General features: G+C 63.5%; 14 protein-coding genes and 1 tRNA gene. 6 read left to right on the top strand and 9 right to left on the bottom strand.

Going from position 1 to position 16,891, the window contains the following annotated elements:
* Positions 1 to 376 precede the first annotated feature (376 nt).
* The 3 genes from BRX43_RS07140 (at position 377) to BRX43_RS07130 (ending at position 2,569) form a co-directional block, all read left to right on the top strand.
* Positions 377 to 730 carry a hypothetical protein gene (locus BRX43_RS07140; protein ID WP_125994176.1) on the top strand — a complete coding sequence of 118 codons (354 nt, stop codon included), beginning with the start codon at positions 377 to 379 and terminating at the stop codon, positions 728 to 730.
* A 100-nt stretch (positions 731 to 830) separates the two neighbouring features.
* A complete protein-coding gene (locus tag BRX43_RS07135; RefSeq protein WP_125994175.1) occupies positions 831 to 1,868 on the top strand; it encodes a DUF4238 domain-containing protein in 1,038 nt (345 codons plus the stop codon).
* Entirely contained in the window at positions 1,865 to 2,569 is a 705-nt protein-coding gene (locus BRX43_RS07130) for a DUF4238 domain-containing protein (RefSeq protein ID WP_125994174.1), read from the top strand. The genes BRX43_RS07135 and BRX43_RS07130 overlap by 4 nt, the downstream gene beginning before the upstream one ends.
* A gap of 36 nt (positions 2,570 to 2,605) precedes the next feature.
* On the opposite strand, the gene BRX43_RS07125 is transcribed toward BRX43_RS07130, so the two are convergent.
* From BRX43_RS07125 to BRX43_RS07115, 3 genes are all read right to left on the bottom strand, one after another.
* Positions 2,606 to 7,240 (bottom strand): NACHT domain-containing protein, encoded by a 4,635-nt coding sequence (locus tag BRX43_RS07125; protein WP_125994173.1) that lies wholly within the window; start codon positions 7,238 to 7,240, stop codon positions 2,606 to 2,608.
* A 607-nt stretch (positions 7,241 to 7,847) separates the two neighbouring features.
* Positions 7,848 to 8,183: a hypothetical protein gene (locus BRX43_RS07120; protein ID WP_125994172.1), complete on the bottom strand. Its 336-nt coding sequence runs from the start codon at positions 8,181 to 8,183 to the stop codon at positions 7,848 to 7,850.
* Positions 8,184 to 8,222: 39 nt separating this feature from the next.
* Entirely contained in the window at positions 8,223 to 8,603 is a 381-nt protein-coding gene (locus tag BRX43_RS07115) for a hypothetical protein (protein WP_206433139.1), read from the bottom strand.
* 100 nt (positions 8,604 to 8,703) lie between these two features.
* On the opposite strand from BRX43_RS07115, the gene BRX43_RS07110 reads away from it, so the two are divergent.
* The 3 genes from BRX43_RS07110 (at position 8,704) to BRX43_RS20240 (ending at position 10,828) form a co-directional block, all read left to right on the top strand.
* The gene (locus BRX43_RS07110; protein ID WP_125994170.1) at positions 8,704 to 10,212 is read left to right on the top strand and encodes an SIR2 family protein; all 1,509 of its coding nucleotides are present in this window, start codon (positions 8,704 to 8,706) and stop codon (positions 10,210 to 10,212) included.
* A 55-nt stretch (positions 10,213 to 10,267) separates the two neighbouring features.
* On the top strand, positions 10,268 to 10,585 hold the full coding sequence (locus BRX43_RS07105; protein WP_125994169.1) for a hypothetical protein: 318 nt from the start codon (positions 10,268 to 10,270) through the stop codon (positions 10,583 to 10,585).
* Positions 10,586 to 10,681: 96 nt separating this feature from the next.
* Complete coding sequence (locus BRX43_RS20240) at positions 10,682 to 10,828, top strand: hypothetical protein (protein WP_164523553.1); 147 nt, start codon at positions 10,682 to 10,684, stop codon at positions 10,826 to 10,828.
* Between the two features lie 39 nt (positions 10,829 to 10,867).
* Here the strand turns inward: BRX43_RS20240 and BRX43_RS07100 are convergent, their stop codons facing one another.
* The 6 genes from BRX43_RS07100 to BRX43_RS07075 form a co-directional block, all read right to left on the bottom strand.
* Positions 10,868 to 11,275 (bottom strand): hypothetical protein, encoded by a 408-nt coding sequence (locus tag BRX43_RS07100; protein ID WP_125994168.1) that lies wholly within the window; start codon positions 11,273 to 11,275, stop codon positions 10,868 to 10,870.
* A 194-nt stretch (positions 11,276 to 11,469) separates the two neighbouring features.
* On the bottom strand, positions 11,470 to 13,257 hold the full coding sequence (locus BRX43_RS07095) for a site-specific integrase (RefSeq protein ID WP_125994167.1): 1,788 nt from the start codon (positions 13,255 to 13,257) through the stop codon (positions 11,470 to 11,472).
* Between the two features lie 93 nt (positions 13,258 to 13,350).
* Positions 13,351 to 13,425, bottom strand: a tRNA-Glu gene (locus BRX43_RS07090).
* A gap of 42 nt (positions 13,426 to 13,467) precedes the next feature.
* A complete protein-coding gene (recJ, locus tag BRX43_RS07085; RefSeq protein ID WP_125994270.1) occupies positions 13,468 to 15,234 on the bottom strand; it encodes a single-stranded-DNA-specific exonuclease RecJ in 1,767 nt (588 codons plus the stop codon).
* Between the two features lie 102 nt (positions 15,235 to 15,336).
* Positions 15,337 to 16,029 carry a 2OG-Fe(II) oxygenase gene (locus BRX43_RS07080; protein WP_125994166.1) on the bottom strand — a complete coding sequence of 231 codons (693 nt, stop codon included), beginning with the start codon at positions 16,027 to 16,029 and terminating at the stop codon, positions 15,337 to 15,339.
* 98 nt (positions 16,030 to 16,127) lie between these two features.
* Positions 16,128 to 16,891, bottom strand: a 764-nt coding sequence (locus tag BRX43_RS07075; protein ID WP_206433138.1) for an RcnB family protein, incomplete at its 5' end; no start/stop codon positions are given.

The following is a 16,891-nucleotide window of genomic DNA, read 5'->3' as shown; positions in this document are numbered from 1 at the left end:
ACGAGTCAGCCACTGCAAGCTGGTGTCCGCTTTCGCATTTCCCCACCTGAAAGCTGCCTGACAGGTTACGGCCAGTTCGGGGCACTCCCGAGACCGGTCGAGGAAGCGCGTGGCGTCGGCTTTTGACAGAAGCTGCCGTTGAAGGCGTAACTTACGAACGTCGCATTCTAGGTCGCCTCCGGCTGGAAGGTCGTGGGACATTTCTGCCGTTCACCGGCGACGCGGCGAACGGCGGGTCTTATCAAATGCCGACGTTGAGCGATCGCGCCCCTGATCTCATGTGCCGACTGAGATTGGACCGCAAGCCAACTGACGGCTTCTGATCGACAACGTAAAGAATAAAGACCCCAGCGCGACGGCAACGCGAGGTACGGCGATGTCAATTCCCGGCGATCTCAAACGACGTCTACCCAAACTTTTTCTGACCATTACCGCCGATGCCGATCTTGTTATCAGTGTCTGTCGTTGCAGACTTCCCAGTCTCGCTCGTCTAGCCGCAGCCGATAATCCGCGGCGCCCGATCTTCGGATTCTGGCATGTCTTCCTCCGTGACATCTTTCTCGACCGGACCGCGCAAAGCCCGGCCGCGATCGAGCCAAGCCAAGGCAACCTGCGCGCGCAGCAGTACAATGTAGCGCGGCGGATCGCGCCGCCAGCCACGCCTTATAGTCGGCCTGAAATGAGGTCACCGGCATCGAGCCGGATCGCCCAGCGTGCCGCGCCGTTATAGATGCGTACGCCGCCTTTTCCGCAGCGCCTAAGCCGTTCAATTTGATCCGAAATGACTGACGCGGCGAGAATTAGCCTCGCAGCGCGCCGATGTTTTGGCTATGTTCTTCTCGATGCCGAAACGTCACCATTATGTGCCGGTCACTTATCTGAAGAATTTCTGCGATGGCTCGGGGCAGCTGCAGGTCTTCCGCAAGGGCGATCCTGCCCGGCCCTTCCGGCAGCGCCCGGAGTCGACCGGGTTCGAGCGCTATTATTATTCGCAGTTCGACGATGAGGGTACGCGCGACGACGATCGACTCGAGGCGATCTTCAGCGAGATCGAGACGAAGTGGCCGACAATCGTCACAGCCCTCGCCAACCGCGAGGCGATGTTTGAAGCCGCGCCGCATATCATCACCTTCCTCGGCCTCATGCGCGTGCGGGTGCCGGCGTTCCGCGATCCCGCCGAGCTGCACCTCGGCCACTCGGTGCACACACAGGCGCTGCTCATGCACGCCGCCGGGAAGCTGCCCCCGCTCCCCGAGGGCTTCCCGGACCTGATGGAGAAGATCCAGGTCACCATCGACCCGCAAAAATCGCTCGAGATAATGGCGCGCGCGCTCAACGACATGGGCAAGCTGTTCGCCACGCTCAGCTTCGATGTGTTGCACAACGCGTCCGATCACGCGTTCCTCACCAGCGACAATCCGGTGATCTATTATGACCCGCGCGTCCCGACGCCGGCAATGCGACCCTATAAGATTGCGCAGGACGCCGGCCGGATCGAGCTGCTGTTTCCGGTGACGACCCGGATGGTCCTGCGCGGTCGCCGCCGTCCGCGCCGGCCGGACATCGGCCACCGCACGATCACCGACCGCAAGGCGATTGCCAGGATCAATCGGCTGATCTGCCGCTTCGGCTACCACACAATCTTCGCGTCCGGTACGCGCGAAGCGTCGCTGATCGCGGGCACTGCTGCGCTGTCGCCGGTGGCACAGCTCGACCGCGTGCCGTCGCCCGGAGGCGGCTATTATGCGTTCGGTCAGTTCATTTTCGGCCCGCGTCCCGACAAGCCGAAGTGGAACGGACCACGCGAGCGCGACCAGAAGTGGGCCGTGCGGGAAGCCCCTGCCGATGAACCGGAGGCGATGCCATGACGATCTCGAAGCGGCACCATTATACGCCGCGCTATTATCTTAAGCGGTTCGAGACCGAGGCCGGCGCGCTGTGGCGGCTCGACAGCGAGACGGGGAAGATCACCAAGGGCAATAATGAGCGCTTCGGGTTCAAGAAGCGCTGGAACACCTTGCGCAATCCACCGCCCGGCTATGCGCCGGACTGGGCTGAGAAGCAGATTGCGGTGGTCGATGGTATGGCGTCGAAGGTCATCACGGAGATTCTCGAGGGTCAGTTCCCGGCTGATATCCGCAAGCTCGCCATGGCGATTTCGTTCATGCACCATAACCAGCCGCGATTGCGGCGCGAGCTGGAGACGGTCCATCCCGACAAGGTCGGCCACTGGAGCGAGGATTATTGGCTTGTGGTCCGGCTGAAGACCGCACTCGACAATTGGGAGAGCTATGTTCCGCTCTATTATGCGCTCAACGTGATCCCGCCGGGCAGCGACCAACGGTTCCTGACCTCCAGCAATCCGTTGATCGACTTCACCAACAAGCCGACGATGCTGCTGCCGCTGTCGAGCCGCCATTGCCTGTTTCTGTCGAACGACCCCGCGCACCGGAATTTCGGACCGGTGACTCGCACGCCAGACGCGGACGAGATCGCCGGCATCAATCGCATGACGATCAAGAACGCCTGGCAGTATCTCTATTCATCCACCGAAAGCTTCGCCGAATAGCGACGCCCAGCTCCGGCCATTTCGCAGGACCGCACATCATTCCTCGCTCAGATCGAAGCCGTCGGGCGCGGGTTCGAGATAGACATCGCGTGGCTGGTCCTGGCCGAACAATTTGCTGTCGCGCTTTTTCTTCCACGCCTCGATGCGGCGTTCGATCGGCCGGTTGAGCGAATAGCCGAACCGGTCGAGCAGCGGGCCTTCCACATAGTCTCCGGTCCACAACGCCATGCGGGCATCGGCGATCTTGGCGAGCAAGGTGCCATAGCGCCAGAAGTCGACGCGGTCGCCGGTCTCGGCGAGGTGCTGATACCAGATGCGTGACCAGCGGTTGCGATCATAGGCGAACCGCGCTGCCTCGGCGGCCCGCCCGACCATTCCGCCATGATTGTCGAACCGCGCAATCGTCGCGCCGGCGGTCTCGCTCTCATCGGCGAAGCCAAGGATCGTCAGCGCCCGAGCGGTGGCGACGGGATGGTCGGTCGCGATCTCGCGCGTCGCATAATCTTCCAGCCAGGATTGCCGTCCGGCATGGCAGGCGGCGAGCACTTCACTTGCCAGCGCGTGGTCACTCGAACAGCGCGCGAGCCGGTCGCGACGCAACGCCTCCATCGCGCCGGAATCCTCGCTGTGCCAGATATCCCAGGTCATCAGCGGGATCAAACCCGCCGAACGCGTGATGCGGACAAAGGCCTCGTGGCCAGCGCAACGGCGGAACAGCGCGACGGCGAGATCCGGGTCTGCGGTGGACAGCGCCCGGGCGATGCGAGAGGCGAGATTGGCAATGCGCGGCAACCGTCTGGTCGGGACATCGAGCAACTGCCTGGCGATGGCCTGAAGCGCGGCGAGGTCGGTTTCGGTGATCGCGCGCATAGCATTCGAGCCGATATCGCGCAGGATCAGCTCGGCACCGCTTTTGGTGAGCGTAGCCTCGAACGCCTGGAAGCGATCCCACCCGGCCTTCTGGCGCGCGGCGAACGCCTCGTCGCTTTCGTTGATCCGGGCGAAGCGCTGGTCATCCGGCAAATCGGCGTCGTCATCCTCGAGCGAGAAGCGGGCGACGGCGTCGGCATCGGCAGTGTCACTCAACGAAACGCGCGGTGGCCGGAACGGCATCACCGCTGCGAGCACGCGCGCGGTGGCCTGACCGATCAGGCTGGCGAGCGGCGTACCGACTGCGGCGGCACCAAGCTTTTCCGCTGCCGCGCCATAGCGATCGGGGCTGACACGCGCGACGGCTTCGGCTCCGCTCAACAGGCCCCGCTTCGCTGCGGCGATCATCATCGACGAGCCATGCCAGCGTTCGTAGAAATGCTCGCGCGGGTGATAGGTCGCGGCACTCCAGCCGCTCGCCACGAAGGCGGTGAGCTGAGCGTCGTCGGGATGCTCTGCCGATATCTGGAGCGCGAGACCGCGCACGGACGCTTTGGGATGATCGGTTAACAACCGGATTTTCGCGAGTGTCTCCGGGCTGATCGGTGAGTCCGACCCGCGCACGAACGCCAGCGCCATCAGCAGCCGATGCTCCTCGCTCGAGGCAGTCCCGTGGTCGACCAGCCGATCGACCATGTCGGCGCTCGCCGGATGAAACACGCTGTCGAGCTGGACCAGCGGCGGTCCGTGTTCGGGCAGATCGATGAGCACCTGGACCTGGGCGTCGCCGTCGAGATGGGCGAAGGCGGTGACCAAAAGATATTGCGAAACGACCCAGTCCTTGGTGTCGGCGTCCCCGATCGGCTCTTTGGGATGGGACAGCGCGGCGGCACGCGCGGCCATTGCCTCGACTGTATCCGGCTCGATCAGCACGGTGGCACTGCCGAGCAACGGAATGCCGAGCGTCGCGATATTGCTCGGGCGCTCGAGCATGTCGCTGACCACGGCCCGGTTGATCGCGACGACGTTATCGGGTGCGAAGCGTGCGAGACCCGGTGCGGCGTCGCCCAGGAAGTGCTCATGCTCGCCGGTCCAGCGATTCCTGACAAGGGCCTTGGGATCGAGCGCCCCCATGCGCTCGGCGGTGTCATCGATCGTGTCGGGTCGTTCGGAGGCTGGATCGCACGGATCGGTCGCACAATAGCGCTCGACCAGCCGCCAGCCCTGAAAATGCTCCCATTCGGGCATCAGCGCATTGGCGATGATCTCCGCACGGCTGCCATCGTCGGCATTGCCGGTGGCGCGCAGGATCGAAACCAGCGCCCATTGGCCGGTGCGCGAGGCATCGGCGGCGGTGAAGCAGGCGGCTGCCGCAAGCAGCGCCTCGCGCGTTTCGAACCAGTCGATCCGGTTATGCTGGACGACGAAGGCGAAGTCTTTCCACGGCACATGATAGCCACCGTTGATCGAGCGGGCGAACGCCCAGCACATCAGCCCGTCGGCGAAATCGAACAGCGGCATGCCGGCCAGGATAGTGAAGATATCCTCGCTGAGCACAGTGCCATCGACGCTGTCGTCGCGGGTCATCCGCGCAAGGATCGCGCGCTCGCACGGCGTCAGGTCGGCAAGCCGGGTCGCAATCTTGGTTTCGGTCTCCGCCTTTGCGTCGGCGCGCTTCGTGGCATCGCGTTCGCCCGGCATAAGGCCATGCGCAGCGTTGAGCGAATAGATGCGCAGCCATGCATCGAGCCGTGGCGCGATGATCTCCCACGCCGCCCGGTCGGCGCGCGCACGGCGCAGCGCATCGAGCAGCCATTCCTTGTGCTGGACATGAGGCTCGTCGATGGCCAGCGCGAACAGCGCATCGAGCGCCGCCGCCGGAATGTTGCGGACAATGCCACAATAAGCGGGATAGCTGTCCTCATCGGCATTTTGTTGCATCGCGTGACGCGCCAGCAAGGCGGCACCGATTGCCGGACTGACCTCGGCGTCGACGCTGGCAATGAGCGCTGCGGCGAACAGGACATGGGTTACGAGGTCGAGCGCGGCGACCGGCTCGATGATTTCGGCGAGGCGCTCGGTGACTGACCGGGCATTGCGCTCGGCCTTCTGAAGCTCGCGGATCGTCGCGATGGCGAGCGCATAGACGAGGCCGTCCTCGGTCAGCTGGTAGAGAGCGGTATCGCCCTCGACTCCGACAAAGAAGCGCTCTTCGACCACTGGCAAGAGGTCGCGGGGCAGATCGAAGCGCGGCGCGTCTGCGAAGTCATAATGGGCGAAGATCAGCCGGTCGTCGGTGACCTGACCCTCAATCCTTTCGCGGATCAGCCGGGCGTGATCGGCGAGCAGGGTCTTGAACTGCCAAGGCGTCTCGCCGTCGGCGGGGTCGCTGGCGTGGGTGCGGACATGTTCGAACAGCAACCGCTCGATGCTCAGCTCCTCGGCGGCGCCGATCTGTGCGGTGCCGAGAAGCTCGAGCGCGATACCGAGGATACGCGGATTCCGCAGTGATGACCGAACCCGCTTGGCGATTTGTGTGGGCGCGACCCCATGTGCGGCGAGCGCAGCATCGAGTTCGGCATCGGTAAAGTCACCAAGCGTGACCGTACGCCGCGGTACGGTGAAACGGTCGTCGATCCGCTTGAAATAGCGCGCCCGGCTTGTGACGATCACGCATCCGCCGATCATCGCGAGATAGCCGGCCAGGCGCGACAACCAGGGCGCCCAGTCGGTCCGCGCACGCTCGTTGAGCCCGTCAATCACCAGGAGCAAGCGCGGCGCGGTCGCGGGCCGCGCGCGCCATCGTGCAAGGCGCTGCGTCCAGCGATCGAGGCTCGCGATGGTCTGCACACCGCCCGATTGTTCGATCAGCTGGCGTGCGATAAGCTCTTGAGGCGCACAGGACATTGCGGCGACCGCTTCGGCTGCCGTCAGAAAGATCAGGAACGGGGCATCCGGCAGAGCGAGCCAGGCTTGCGCGACGAGCCAGGATTTGCCGCACCCCTGGTCGCCGGTCACCGCGATGATGCCCGGGATCGGCGGCGCTGTCAGAACTGTATCGAGCTCGACACGTCGCGCTCGATCGATCGGCGCAAGAGCGTGGCTGGCCGCAGGCGCCAGCGGTTGTCCGAAACGATGTCGGGCCTCGTCTGTCCTCGCGAAGAGCCGCCCATAGATAGCATGATTGGCGGCGCGGGCCGTTGCGAGACCGAGTAACGGATTGGCCAGCGCGTCGCTGAGGTCTGTAGCGCGCGCAGCAAAACCCGGCGCGACTGCCAGCGCCGTGAGCGCAGCCAGCAATGCGGCCCGGTCGACGCCAGCCTGACTGTGGCAGGCGATGAAATCGGCGCAGATGTCTGGTACCATAGCGCACAGCAAGGCCAGCGGCGGCAGCGATGTGTTGGCCGGCCAGTCGAGCACCAGCAGGCTGGTCTCGACCTTGGCGAAGGCGGCGCGCAGAGTCGTGACAATCTGAGTGGACGCGCCGACGGTCGCGCTGAGGATCCAGAGATCGGGCGGATCGGCGCTGGCAAGCACCTCAGTGGCTTTGTTGTTGACCACTGATTTGGTGAGCTTCGACGTGTAGAGTTTGGCCTCAAACGCAATCGACTCCTCAGCCCCGTCACCGCGACCATCCTGGCCATCCTGGCTTCCTGAAACGGCCAGCCGGAACGGCAAGTGCGTCACCGCCCCGAGCAGCGCCGCCATCAGGCCTTCGAAGCCATCGTCACCGCTGTCCTTGAGCGTGAGGATCGCTGCCTTGATCTGCCCCGCAGGCGTCAGAACCTTTGATACCGCCATGATGGTCAGGCCTTGGCCGCAGCTTTGGGACGACGGCGCAGGACCTTGGGAGACGTCGGTGCCGCCGGGCCAATGATGATTGCGTGTATCAGACGGTCCATGGTCAGCTTGGGCATGTTCATTCCAGACGTTCGCGAGCGATATGTCGTACGGCAGCTTTTGTCAGAAGTGGAAGTTCAAATTTAAGCCGGCCGGCGGTCTATAAGCAGCAATCTTGGGCCGGCTGAAGACCGGCCGCTTTCAGAAAACGACCCCATGAGCTGGACGTTCGTTCGCATCGCGCTTCTACTGTCCTCGCTTATTTCCTTTTTCAAGGCCCTTTCCCGTCGGTCCAGCGGTTATGCTGACCGTCGCTGTTCCGCATCTGGTTGTGGAGATAGGCTTGATCTTGCGACACCAAGCCCGGTCGGCCGAAGTTCCGGACGGTGGCGATGAGACCCGCGAGGATCGCTTTCGCCTCTTTCGCGACCCGACGGTCGGATTCGCGCTTCCATGCTGCCTGCTGCCGCTTGAATTCGGCGCCGGCGCCCTTGGGTGGGTTAAGCAGCTTCGCGAGTTCCGCCTCAACCTCTGGCTCGATCGTCGCGGCCTCCTTGAGACGATCCCGTCAAGCACGGAGCCGCCCATTCTGGTAATACAGCGCGACGGCGAGCGTGAGGGCCGTCAGTTTGTCGTCTTTGGGCGGCCGTGCGGTGATCTGCTCGGCCACGTAGTCGAAATTCGGTCCGCCGAATGCCCAATAGGTACCAAAAATCGACACGAGCCAGTAATCGGTCATACGCCCGCCGCTTTTACGCTTCCGCGAACGCTCCTCGGCGACGCAGTACCAGAACAACGCGCGGTTAAGCTCGGGCCACGCTTGGTCCAGTTCCGGCAGATCCTTGCGGACTTCTTCGAACAGGCCGCGGCCATAGTCCTCAGCGATTGGAAGTTTACGCGGCACTGACAGTGCCGGCTTCTTGAGCGTCTCCGGATTGCGGCCCTAGATAATTTTGACAACAATCTGACCGGCGACCTGCCCAAGCCAGCTGTACCGCATGGAGATCTCGCAGTGGCGCTGCTCGACCACGAGCTTCCGGTTCAACAGCTTGCTGATCCCCTCCAGCAGGGCCGCGAGTAAGGAAGGCGCGAGCGATGCCACGTATTTGGACAGCGCGTCAGCGAGCGGATCGGTCTCGAACTGCTTCTTGGGTTCGGTGGCCGTCAGCGCCAAGAGGAGCCAATCCACGTCGGCCGGCACGTTGCCGAGCCCGTCCAGAAGCTCAGCCAGCCAGTCGCGCCGCAGCGGCGGCGGCTCCGCGACGAACGCCATCAGGGTGACTGATCCGCGGCCTTCCTCAATTCCTGGTTTCAGTATTTCCATGCGCGCTACACGAAGCTGGGAACTCAGTGATCGATACCTAATTTGAACAAGCGGCAGCTCGCGGTTCGAAACCGCAAGGCGGCGATCGGAAGGTTGAGGAATGAGAGCAGGCGAGCAAGAACCTTCAATCGTCACAGACATCGCGACGCTGCTGGCAGGATATAAGTTGGTGCCATTCATTGGTGCCGGCGTTTCGCGTCGACATCTCGGTCTAGCAGGCGCCGAGCTTGCACAAGCCTTCGCGTCCGAAATCGGTGAGCCACCAGAAACGCCGCTGGCCACTGTGTCCGATCTGTATGCCGAGCGGCGTGGCGCTGACGCGTTTATCGCGTTTCTCCGCGAGCGTCTTCTTGTCGAAGCCCTCGACGAGCAAAAGGCATCAGGGCATCGCCTCTTGCTCAGCCTCGGGCCGGGCATCGTTTATACAACCAACCAGGACAACATCTTCGAGTTGACGGCCGAGAAATTTGGACGGCGATATCGTAAAGTCGTCACGATCGATGATTTAAGCGCCGCTATCCCGGGTGAGCCATTGCTCATCAAATTTCACGGCGATCTCGATGTGCCCGAATCGCTCGTGTTCGGCGATCAATCCTACCGAAGCCGGATGGCCGTGACCGATCACCCGCTCGACATCCGGCTGCGCGCCGATCTGCTAGGCAAGCGGCTGCTCTTCATCGGCTACAGCTTGCGCGACGAGAATATCGTCAAGTTGCTGAACGCGGTCCGTAAGGCCTTTGGCGGCGAACTGCCGCAATCCTACCTGCTGGCATTCGATGCCAATCCCGAGCTCGCAGATACCGCCAATGCGTTTGGAATTAAGCTTGTCGTGCCGCGCGACCTCTATCCAGATGCCGCAGATAGCGCGGCGGCTTTCGAGCGATGTCTCGTCGCGATCTGCAACGCGACCCGAAAGCTTCAAGCTGAGGCAGGTCTGCAAAACCTTGTAGCTGATGCCCCGATCAACCCACGTATGCTGACCGACTATGAGTTCGATGCACTGGAAGCATCCATCGCGAGCGGTTCCTTTGCGTCTGCGTTGAATGCCTTTCGAGGCACGCTCGACGCAACGGTCGTCCCGGAATATCTCCATGAGCGCGTTGCACGCGCGTTCGGAAATTTGGTGGAATTGGCTCGACCACATGAGGAGCAGGAAATGCGCAGCTTGAATGGCGCCCTCTTCAATCTGTATCTCCCTACCGGTCATGCCGCCCAAGCGACCGCCACACTTCTTGCGCATTACAACCAGCAGCCGCCTCGTCAGGGTTTCGATCCGTTTGCGAAGGTCATCTGCCCCGCAATGCCCGATGAAACGATGCCCGTTGCAGCGGCAATAGCGGTCATGATCCTGCGTGATCGTGGCGAAGCGATCACCTCAAGCTTTCGCGATCTCGCGCGCTTTTGGTTTCGAGGGTGGGAAAAGCTGCCCGATAATCTGCGAGACACGACGAAGCAGATGATCGAAGTCGCTTGGCCGGGCTCTCTCGCATCGGAGTCCCCAGTCAATCGGCCCCTATATACGCCGTCCGGGCTCGGTGGGGGATTCCATGCCATCCGCGACCAGCTGATGGCGCAGTTCCCCAAGCAGTTGCTGCGTCCGGGCGACTGATCAAATCAGCCTGCGTTTCCATTCGCGTAGAGCCTATGTGGAGGTTTTGGTAGATATGGCCCACAGCCATGATATGCCTTCTTGGCATTATTTTCTTACATTGGAGCGAGACCTCGCCAAGACGACATCCTTCGTAGAGCCGCATCCCAGCAATTACGATGCTTTTTCAGATCGATATGCAGGCCTGCTTTTGCTCATAGGGAGCGAAGTGGATGTCACGGCAAAGGCATTATGCAACAAGATATCGCCCGGGAGCACTCCGCAGAACATGCGTGACTGCTGCAACATCATCATGGGGCAATACCCTGATCTTCACACGGTCGAGATTGATGTCGATCAATATGGGTTGGCGTTCAAGCCTTGGGAAAGCTAGGGAAAAGTACCTCGAACAAAACCTGGCTGGTGGGAAAATTACAATGCGGTGAAACACAATAGGCTGCAAAGTCGAGATAAGGCGTCACAACGGACGGTGTTCGATGGAATCTGTGGTCTGTTGATCTTGAATCTGTATTTTTACGGCAATGACGCCTTCATGTTCTCACGGCCGGAACTGTTGAATTACGGTTTTCCGGCCTTCCTCGTCGACAGCCCAGAGAAGGCTCTGCCGGGCATTTGACGATAAAAAGCACTGCGCAGCGGACGCTCACCGATAGTCCTAGGTCTCGGATTCCCGCGCCATGAGGGCATTGCGATTGAAGTCACCGTCCATTGTCAACGGGAAGGTGTATTCGTTGACGAGCATCTGGCGCTCAACTTGCTTCCGGGTCATGTCTCGCTCATTGCCGAAGTCGGGATGAAGCATCGCGCATTTCAGATAGCCGACGGTCTGTTTGTCGCGCTCGATAAATTGAGGCCAGCCGCCTTCGAGCGTGGCCAGGATCGCGAGGTCGGTCCCGTCCTCGTCCGCCGTCGTCGACTGGAATTGAGGCCGGTTCTCCAGATGCGGATTGGCCGCTGCCAGTTCGGCCACGATCTCGCGCGCCTGCACGACGCTCAGCTTCCATGTCGCGCGATCATGACCACCGATCGCGCCAAGACATGCAAGAATGGCTTCGACCGACATCGCTCGCTCCGTATGTCGGCTATCGGGATAGTAGCGAGGCACCGGCAACGGCAGCTAGTGGGGCGGTCGCTGCCCGGCAGCAGCCGAACTCGCGAATGACCGGTTCCGGCATGAGCGGACCTTGCCGGGGAAGCATCCAAACGGCAATAGTTGGTCGAGAACTGTCAGCTTGAAGCGGCTCAGGCGACGAAAATTTATTCGAACAGCGTGTCCCAGTCTATGTCGGCGCTTGCCGGAACCAATGCAGCCCAATCGAGAAACGACCAATCAACCTTATGAAGTTCGCGATTCAGGATCGCCAAGCGAACGCCTTGACCGTACTTTCCCCCAACTGTGGTGGCGGCGTGACCGCAAATCTGGTCGACGATCCGTTCAAGCACGCCGGCTTCCAGAGCGAAATCCTTGAAGCCATGGCGGAAACTGTGGAAGACCAATCGGGCGTCGGTGGATACGTATCGATCAATGAAGCGGTTGGCGCTGCGCGAGGCTTCCTTCGTCCGCTTACCGAAGCCGTTCGGAACGAGATCGGGAAACAGGCGGGTGTGTCCGGCCTTCTTTACCGCCTCGAGATATTTACGAAAGCCCAGTTCGATCAGCTTGGCATGGACAGGTACGAGGCGGCGGGACGTGGCCGTCTTGATCGATTTGCCGTCGTCGCTGGGGTCGGTCGCATAGTCGTCGATGTCGATATAGGTGATGGTGCTGTCGGTCTTCACATCGGCGACCATGGCCTGGCCGACTTCCTCCAGCCGCGCACCGGTCGTCAGGCCGAGCAGAAATAGCCAGTACAGCGTCATGTCAGTAACCAGGCGATCACGCTTCCACGTTGCGGGGGCGGTGAACAGTGGGCTTGCGAACAGCCGTTGCAGTTCCTCTTCCTGAAAGGTCAGGCGAGGGGCGGCGCCGGACTTAGAATAGCCGAGGATCGGCACATCGCGGCCCTCGTTGCGGCTGATCCACTTCTGCTTTTTGGCGAAGCTCAGCAGTGCCTGGATCGCACCCACCCGCTTTTTGAGCGTCGCGGGGCTGATCCGGGGCGTATCGGAATGCCGATGGCGATCGAGGCGCTCGGTGAAGCTCAGCCCGCGATCGGCGCGCGGCATGGAGGCAGGCAGATGGGCCGCCTCGTCGCGATAATCGAGGAGATCGTTGTTGACGACCTCCTCGACGGGAATGTCGCCGATGAAGTCGATGAAATCGCGCACGGCACCCTCATATTCGTGTGCGCTCTGCAGGGAGGGCTGCATCACCCCCTGCCAGTCTGCGAACAATTCCATCAGGCGTAGGTCGGGGCGTAGGCGGCCCGAGGTCGGGCGACGCTTGCGGGCTTTAGGCGCTTCGACGGGAACCGCGTCGAGATAGGTCTTAATTGCGGCCTCAATGCCCTCGGGGAGATCAGTTGGGGGCGTCTCATTGTGACGGGCAATCTGGTTGATGAGACGGCCGATCTGCTGGTTTCTGGCATCGAGCCGAAAGCTTTCGTCGCCCCAGCGCCAGATCGTGCCGGGTGCATGGCCTAGAGTCGGCTTGCGTCCGGGATGATCGCGGAACAGTGCGGCGTTATTCGCCATTTCCCACCATTGCTGATCAGGCAGTGGGGCAGGGGAACTGCATCCGGTCGGGGTCGCGTTCCACAACCCCCGATCGAGCTCCAGCCTAGCCAGGAGCAGTCGCTCGTCACCATCCAGTCCGCCAGCTTTGAACTCGGGGCCCTGAAAATAGGCCGCGACCAGTTCGTCGGCACGATCGCGTGCGGAAGGGCAGGGGCTGCCCGTTGCCTTCAGCCGGGCTCGCGCCTCTTCAAACCGCTGTTCGAGTGCGGCGTTAGCCTGAAGGAAGAGCACCGTGGCCTCGCTGCCATTCTTGGTGCCCAGCGATACCTTCCACAGCGCCTTGCCGTCGAATGCGGGGCGCAGCTTCTCGGGGATCTGTCGGCGCAGGTAATAAACGCCGGTCGAAGGGTGTTTCCAGGGTGTCGCCATGAGGGCCATTTTAGTGCTCGCTGTACCTGTGCGCTGTACCAGCGAGCGGCAAAGAATGGCTTAATCGCGCAATTCTGCGCTCTTGAGCGCAGATGGTGACCCCTACGGGAATCGAACCCGTGTTTCAGCCGTGAAAGGGCCGCGTCCTAACCGCTAGACGAAGGGGCCGTGAAGGCGTGAGCGGGTCGTTAGAGGAGAGTTTTGGGTTCGTCAATCGGCATATGCGGCATCATCGAGATGAAGTTCGGCGGCAGGCTTCGCCCCCCAATCGTCGAGACGCGCGCGGCCGGCGAGCCAGAGGCGGCGGTGCTTGGGCATGGCAAGCAGCGCCTGGCCCAGCGGGGTGTCGGCCGCGCGGAAGGCCATGGCCTTCAGGCTGCGACCATCCTCGCCGGCTGCGATGGCGCGGATATGACCGTTGCCCACGACGTCGACGCGGATCAGGCGGAACGGGCCCGCGACGATGCGGGGCGAGGGCCAACCCGCGCCATAAGGTCCACCGGCATCCAGCGATTCGATCAGGGCGGGGGTGACGCCCCCGGGCGCAACCACGGCGTCGATCAGCAGCGCGCGATCCTCGCGAGCCCGCTCGACCGCAACCTTGAGCCGTTCGTCGAGAAAGGTGACCAGCTCCGGCAGACGCGCGGCCGTGATCGTCAGGCCGGCCGCCATGGCGTGGCCACCGCCCGCCACCAGCAGGCCGTGCTCGCGCGCCGCCATGATCGCCGCGCCCAAGTCGACGCCAGTGATCGAGCGGGCCGACCCCTTGCCGGTACCATGCTCGTCCACCGCCACCACGACCACCGGGCGACCGAGCCGCTCCTTGAGCCGTCCGGCGACGATGCCGATCACGCCGGGATGCCAGCCTTGGCCCCAGACGGTCACGACATTCGCCCGTTCGTCGATCAGCAGATCGGCCTCCGCCTGCACGGCGGCTTCGATCGCGCGGCGCTCCTCGTTGAAATGGTTGAGCTGTTCCGACAGCTGTCGCGCCTCATCGGGGTCTTCGGTAGTGAGCAGGCGCACGCCAAGATCCGATCGGCCGACCCGGCCGCCGGCATTGATGCGGGGGCCGAGCGCGAAACCGAGATCGGTGGCGGTCGGCGCGCGGGTCAGACGCGACGCCTCGATCAGGGCGGAAAGACCGATATTGGCGCGTCGTGCCAGGACCTTCAGCCCTTGCGCGACAAAGGCACGGTTGAGCCCGCGAAGCTGGGCGACATCCGCCACGGTGCCAAGCGCGACCAGATCGAGCAGGTCGATCAGTCGGGGCTCGGCGCGATCGGCGAAATAGCCTCGACAACGCAGTTCCCGGACCAGCGCCGCACCGAGCAGGAAGCACATGCCTACGGCCGCAAGGTGCCCGTGCGCGGCCGCCTCCGCCGCCTCGTCCAGGCGGTTGGGATTGACCAGCGCATGGGCGACGGGCAGCGCCGCCGCGCATTTGTGATGATCGACGACGACGATCTCGATCCCGGCGGACTGCGCATCCTCCAGGGCCTCGAAGGCCTGGGCGCCGCAATCGACGGTGAGGATCAACGACGCGCCCTCCGCCGCCAGTCGACGCAGGGCGGGTCCGCTGGGGCCATAGCCCTCGGTCAGGCGATCCGGGATATAGGCGCGGGCGTCGTGACCCAGTGACCGGAGCAGGCGGACGAGCAAGGCGGTCGAGGTGGCGCCGTCGACGTCATAGTCGCCGAAGATGGCGATCGGCTCGCGCGCGCCGACCGCATCCGCTAGGCGTGCGGCGGCGCGGTCCATGTCGCGGAAGATCGAGGGGTCGGGCATGAATCCGCGGATCGAGGGGGCGACATGCGCCTCGATCGCATCGGGCGGGCAGCCGCGCGAGAGCAGGAGCTGGCGAAGCAGCGCCTCACCGCCCAGCCCGCCATCGCGATCGTCGGCGGACAAAGCGCGCCACCGCCAGGGCTGGCCGCCGATCGACTGGGTGATGCCGAGAACAGTGCCGGGAGACAGCGTCACGCGAGCGGAAGACCGGTTGGGGACATGCCTCGCATCCGTAGCGACGCGGGCGGGCACGGCAAGGGAAAGGGCGACGGGTGATGCCCGCCGACGCGGTCAGCGCAGCCAGGCATTCTCCCGAAACCACTTGGTCACGATATATTTGGTGCCCTCGACGACGGGCATCCCCTCATGGATGGTCGCCTCATTGGGGGAGCCGTCGAGTTTCATATTGTTCCAGGCGAGCAGCAGGCCGCGCTTCGGGGCGACGCGGACGCCGGCGGTCGGGAACCAGGTCGCGCCGCCGTCCTCGACATCGTTGAGGTAGATCATCGCGGTCCAGGTGCGCTGGCCACCCTCCGCGACCATGCGCGGCCAATAGCTTTCGGTGTCGTGGAAATAATCGTGATGCGCGCGGAAATGCTGACCGGGGGCGTAGCGTTGGCCCTGCATCGTCTCGCCATGGACGGGATCGATGCCGAGCAGCGCGGCGATCGCCTCGTCGGTCGGGCGCACGTCGGGCGACCAACGATCCATGTCGCAGCTTTCCGAGGTGCGGAACCCCTGGTCGTTGCGGTCCGACAGCAAGGTCGAGGGGCGCCGGCGACTGTCGATCATCGCCACCAGCGAAGCGCTGGTCGCGGCATCGAGGAAGTCGGGCACGCGGTAGATTTGCGCATCGTCGATCGGCAGGCGCTCGGCCTGCGGGTTCGCGTCGAGCCGTGCGGCGACGCTATGGCCGGTCAGGGCGCGGGCCGGGGACGTGGCGGGTGGCCTGGTCGCAGGCCGCGATTTGGAAAAGAGCGCCATGACGGGCTTTTCGCGCCGCCCGGCGCGGAAGGCAAGAGGAAGCAAAAAGGGGTAAAGCCGTGCCCGAACCGCGCGGCCGGGCGCGGGTCGGGTGGCGATCACCAGAACAGGCCGTGGACCGCGTCGACGATCAGGCCGGTGCGCAGATCGACCAGCAGCGCATCGTCATAATAGCGCACCCAGCGATAGGGGCCGTACGCCTCCGGCAGGCGATAGGCGGAGGGATCGGCGATCCAATAGCCCTGGCTCCGGAACGGCGGCGCAAGGCTGAACCCCAGGCCGAAGCGCCGATAGCCCTGCGTCCAGCCCGATGGGCCGTAATAGCGCGGCAGGTGGAAGGCCTGGCGATTGTCGCGGCGGAATGCGTCGAAGTCGAAGCGCCGGTCATTCCGCCATCCGCGATCCCAGGTGCGGGGCCGATAGCTGTCGCGACCGCTGTTCCAGGTGGCTACGCTGCCCCGGTCATCATTCCAACCGCCATTCCAGCTGTCGCCCCAGCCGCGATCATAGGCACGATTACGGTTCCAGTCGTCGCGCGCCTGACGCTGACGACCCCATTGCCGATCCCGCTCCCGGCGATCGCGTTCGAAGCTGCGGCGCTGTTCGTCGCGCCGCCATGCATCGGCCGAGCGATCGGCGTCACGATCGGCCTGGGTACGGTCGCGGCCGGGGACCCGATCGTTCCGGCCGGGCATGGGGGCGGGACTGGGTTCGGGGCGCCAGCCCGCGCCGGGGGACGGCGCGCGATCCGGCCCCCGTTCCGGGCCACGCCGCCAGGCGTCGGCCCGACGATCCGCGTCGCGGTCAGCGTCGGTGCGATCCGGCCGGGGCGCGGGCTGGCGCCCCGAACCCAGTCCCGCCC

The sequence above is a fragment of the Sphingomonas sp. S-NIH.Pt15_0812 genome, from assembly GCF_003951315.1.
GTDB lineage: Bacteria > Pseudomonadota > Alphaproteobacteria > Sphingomonadales > Sphingomonadaceae > Sphingomonas.
This window is presented reverse-complemented; position numbering and strand designations above follow the sequence as displayed.